The organism is Sphingomonas sp. STIS6.2 (assembly GCF_000732685.2).
Taxonomy (GTDB): domain Bacteria; phylum Pseudomonadota; class Alphaproteobacteria; order Sphingomonadales; family Sphingomonadaceae; genus Sphingomonas; species Sphingomonas aerolata.
The window spans coordinates 1-4,020 of record NZ_JPDP02000012.1; the positions used below are offsets into that span (position 1 = coordinate 1).

Sequence of the window (4,020 nt, forward strand, 5' to 3'; positions counted from 1 at the left end):
TGCAAGTAAACGGCAGCTTCGCCACGTTTCTGCCCGAAAGCGGTCGGTCTGTTCACCACCAATTCCGGCCATTCCGCTTCCGCCCAATTGCGGACATAGCCGTTGGTCTCAGCGCCATCCGTTTGATAGGCGGTATCTGATCAAATAGGAGGCTCTCCCGCCTTCACGCTTCGTACCGCGTCGCAGAGAATGCGATTTGTCACCCGCTGGTACCAGTTATCCGAAGACCTACGAGCCTGCGCGATCTGATCGCCGGAGAGGTACTTAGATGGTTCATCTAATTTACCTGACCAGAAGCCGAGGCCGAAACTGATTTGCCACAGTTTCACGCGCCACCAAGGCACGGCCTCAGCGATCGTCTCGATGATGTCATTGCGATACATGGACTGAGCCTTGTCTCGCAGCGCGTAACCCGAGTCCGCAGCGCGTTCGGCAACCGCCGTAAGGTCAGATGCTCCGCCGCATCTGTCCACGACGTCAGGCAATGCCGTGTCTGGCTCGATCTGCCCCGTGGACCAACTTGGATAACGGAACAGGCTGTCGGAGCGTGTCCAGACACCTTCTAACATCGCGCCCCGAGTCATCCTGACGGACAGCACATTCGCTCCCGGACGGCTGAACACTTGAACTCCGCCTATTACGAGTCCGCCCAAGGTTACGAATTTCCAGAGCCGAGCATCTCTCATCGCGTCAGAATAGCAATCGTGCCGTACCCCGCAATGTCCGCTTTCCACCAGGTCGCGACGTTCAGGCGCTGTCGTCGCGCCGACCGTTCCTCAAAGCCGACCGGCGGCCTTTGGGCGGTAAAGGAGACGGGCTGCAAACGCCCACTTGCCGCCAAAGGGCATCGGGTGCGATGATCCCAGAATGCGACGTTCGTTCACAATCATTGCAGGGGTCGCTGTGCTGGCAAGTGCAGGCGGCTGCCATCGCAAAGAAGCAGGCATTTGCCGAACGTCGCCACCGGAGCGGTCGGTAGACTATCAGCGTTGGGCGGATGCCGTCTCCGCTGCGCGATGCAAGCATTTCCGTCTGGAAGCTGCTGCGGCTGGGGGCCAAGCGACCGCTCCGAATGTCAGCTAGTTGGGATATTTGATTCATACCTACCGGACTGCAAACTACCATCTCGCGACATACCCGCCCCACCACAGCCGCCCAAGGTCGGTCATTCGGGCTTTGCTTCCCCGATCTTGGAAGCCGACGCGAAAGCTGCTTATCTAGGCTTATGAATACCGCCGCCAAATTGATAGCCGCTGGATTGGTCGCTACCGGCATGTTCGCGCTTGGATACGACATCGGCGGCAGGGACGCGATGGCGGCCGAACGGAGCCTGGTTGATTGGAACGGGTCAGCTAAGCAGTCACAAGATGCGGTGAAGCGATGGGCCGCCAAAATACACGAGACCCAGAGCACGGTGAACTCGCTTTGGTATGCCCGGAACTTTGCATTTCCGAACAAAAACTGCGTGCAGCTTGTGCTAAAAGGCGGCGTTGGTGGTGAACCAATTTACTGTTACCGTTTCAACAGTTTCACGCCAATTGAAGAATATAGCGACGTGGAGTGAAGGGGCATGTCCCCTTTCGCGCCGCCCATCTTCAAAAGCGGTCGTTCCGCTTCCCACCAGGTCGCGACGTTCGCGCTGCCGACCGGCAGCAATCCGAAGCGGCCCGTCTGCATCCGCCTAATTGCGGACGTGTCCAGCGTATGACATGTCCTTGCAAGAACGGGAGCTATTGATGTCGAGTTGGACCACGCGGCTGAAAAATCGGATGCATCCACGACTCCGAATGTTTTTCGCGAGGCTGTTTCTGCTAGTTGTCACTTGGCTTGCCGTGACCGGTGCGATCGAGATGATCCGAGGCAACGCTGCCTTCAGCCCGTTAGTCCTGACTGGCTTGGTTTTAGGATGCGCGTCAGCTGCTATCTTCAAACCTATTCCGCTCGAATACCGTCAGCCTGCGGAATAGGCCGCTCGTAAGGTAACGTCGGCAATCCACCAATGCCGGATATCCGTGATAAAATCGCAGGTTTCGCATCAAGCCCTTCGGGGTATAGCGTTTGAGCGGGCTCCATGCGGTTACCGGGGCAACTCCGATCGCCTAAGGACAAACCATGCGAATCTGGCACATTGCTCTTATTATAGGGCTGGCGGGGCAATCCGCTATTGGTGGGGCACAGGCGATGCAGGCTGCGCCAGCTCCAAGCACGAGGCAATTAACGGGACTCAGCTCTCAAGATGCAGTTAGTCTTATTGCTAAGTTGGAGGAGGCTCAACGTAACTTAGAAGCCGGTAAGTTTGAGTCTTTTGAATTACTCGCGGGATCGATTGCCTCCTATGATGAGGCCAAGGTTTCACCGCGAGACGTCTTTTTGAAGGTGCCGTTCAAGAGCGTGTGGAGTGTCGAAAGGGTGCGCAGCGACAACGAGCTATGGCAGCCATATCGGCTCGCCTACGCACCTGACGGGCTTGGAAAACGCTACTGGGAAATCGAGGTAGTGCTAGGGATTGATGGTAATATTCAACGCGTATCAATGACGAATAAGCCGCCTGCTCCGTTCTAATCTTCGCGCCCGCGGTCATATCGCTCCGTGTAGAACACCCGGGGCTTTGCCGACTACTGCGGAGCGGGAGGCTGCAACCGAGTTTCCATGGCTTCGGGCCAGCGACGTCATGGACGGCAGCTGAGCACCAAGTTCGGACGATCCGGGGCCGGTCGCATCGAATGACCGCTGACGCCCAAAAGCGGACGAACGATTGCGGTCTAGGTCTCGGTTGGTTAGCTTCGCCAAGCCTGATCTGAGGAAGCGTTGCGAATGCTCACCGTCTTTACCGTTTGTGCAAACGTCCTGATTTACGGATTTCTGGGCTGGGCCATCGTGGGCTGGTTGGGCCACCGAGGCCATGCTCGTATAGCCGGACTCTTTCTTGCTCTCGGTTTCGCACTTGGGAGTTTTGGAGGACATGCGCCTGCGGAGCTCGAGAACGTTCTCCAACTCCGCGCGCTTGGTTCAGTTGTGGGGTTAGGCGCCCTGTCAGCATTGATGTTCTACCGGCGTCGCCGCACCGCTCGATAACGTCTGCCGAACGGCTGCTCACCTCCCCTTCGCGACGTTGGCGACCGGCAAAGCAGACCCCAAAGCCGGATGCACCCGAAGCTCCCAAAGTCGGTCATTCCAGACCGATCTTTCAAACCCAAAACCTGCCACTGTGCTCATGCAAAATCATAAGTTTTGCTCCAGCACTTTGCCCCATGATGCACACCCGCAGATTTTTGCATAAATATCTGTGATATTCGATGCCGTGCGGATCGTTTTAGCTAGCGGCCCATCCGCCCCCCGGCCGCTGTTTCTGCCATTCTTCTTCTTTCGGCCAGCTGCCTGCCAGTCCCTGCCAGTTTTTAGCATACATGACAGTCGTAGGTATTGGCTCGCCGTCTAGAGACGCGCTGCATCGAAGTTTGGTGCTGGTGCTTCTCAGCCAAACTTTCAGTTCACCGTCGCCGAATGACGTAAGCCACGGCTCTTGATATTTTTGCGAGAATCGCATCCTGCCGCTGCTGGCGTGAACTTGCTCACCGTTCACCAGCATCCGCTCCTGGCCCCACAACGTCCAGCTGAAGGCGTTATCCACCTGGATTACGGTGTTGCCGATCTGAAACTCCCAGCGCTGGCCGATCAGCCTCATTTGTCGCTTCTCCTCAACCAAAGTTTTTGACAGCCAAGGCTAGAATGGGTGAGAGCTTGGCAACAAGCTGCAACGTGCGCCTAAGCTTGTCCATCGACCAAAGAGCGGCGGAAACCACGCAACCTGCCGATGGAAAAAACCTAATGCGTTTCCCGTGGGCATCCGACGTCGGATTTGCCAAGGTGAAGTCCCAAAAGTGGTCGGACCGCTCACCACCAGACCCGGACATTCCCGATCAACGATCTCAATCGACAAGCTGCAGAAGCGCCCTACGGCGTCTTGCTGGCGTAGGCGCTGATCCAAGCTGGCGGCTCCTGCTCTAGCCGCCCGTCAAC

At 57.0% G+C, this 4,020-nt stretch carries 4 protein-coding genes; 2 read left to right on the plus strand and 2 right to left on the minus strand.

The annotated features are described in order from the left end of the window. Positions 1 to 140 precede the first annotated feature (140 nt). Complete coding sequence (locus sphst_RS01760; RefSeq protein WP_159043465.1) at positions 141 to 623, minus strand: hypothetical protein; 483 nt, start codon at positions 621 to 623, stop codon at positions 141 to 143. A gap of 602 nt (positions 624 to 1,225) precedes the next feature. On the opposite strand from sphst_RS01760, the gene sphst_RS01765 reads away from it, so the two are divergent. Then, positions 1,226 to 1,564, plus strand: a complete 339-nt coding sequence (locus tag sphst_RS01765; RefSeq protein WP_031393821.1) for a hypothetical protein — start codon at positions 1,226 to 1,228, stop codon at positions 1,562 to 1,564. Positions 1,565 to 2,112: 548 nt separating this feature from the next. Further along, positions 2,113 to 2,562 carry a hypothetical protein gene (locus sphst_RS20200; RefSeq protein ID WP_159043466.1) on the plus strand — a complete coding sequence of 150 codons (450 nt, stop codon included), beginning with the start codon at positions 2,113 to 2,115 and terminating at the stop codon, positions 2,560 to 2,562. A gap of 751 nt (positions 2,563 to 3,313) precedes the next feature. On the opposite strand, the gene sphst_RS01770 is transcribed toward sphst_RS20200, so the two are convergent. Next, entirely contained in the window at positions 3,314 to 3,685 is a 372-nt protein-coding gene (locus tag sphst_RS01770; RefSeq protein WP_159043467.1) for a hypothetical protein, read from the minus strand. Between the last annotated feature and the right edge of the window lie 335 nt (positions 3,686 to 4,020).

Coding starts and splice junctions, on each gene's coding strand:
- sphst_RS20200 (WP_159043466.1), top strand. CDS start 2,113: ATGCGAATCTGGCACATTGCTCTTATTATAGGGCTGGCGGGGCAATCC.
- sphst_RS01765 (WP_031393821.1), top strand. CDS start 1,226: ATGAATACCGCCGCCAAATTGATAGCCGCTGGATTGGTCGCTACCGGC.
- sphst_RS01770 (WP_159043467.1), bottom strand. CDS start 3,685: ATGAGGCTGATCGGCCAGCGCTGGGAGTTTCAGATCGGCAACACCGTA.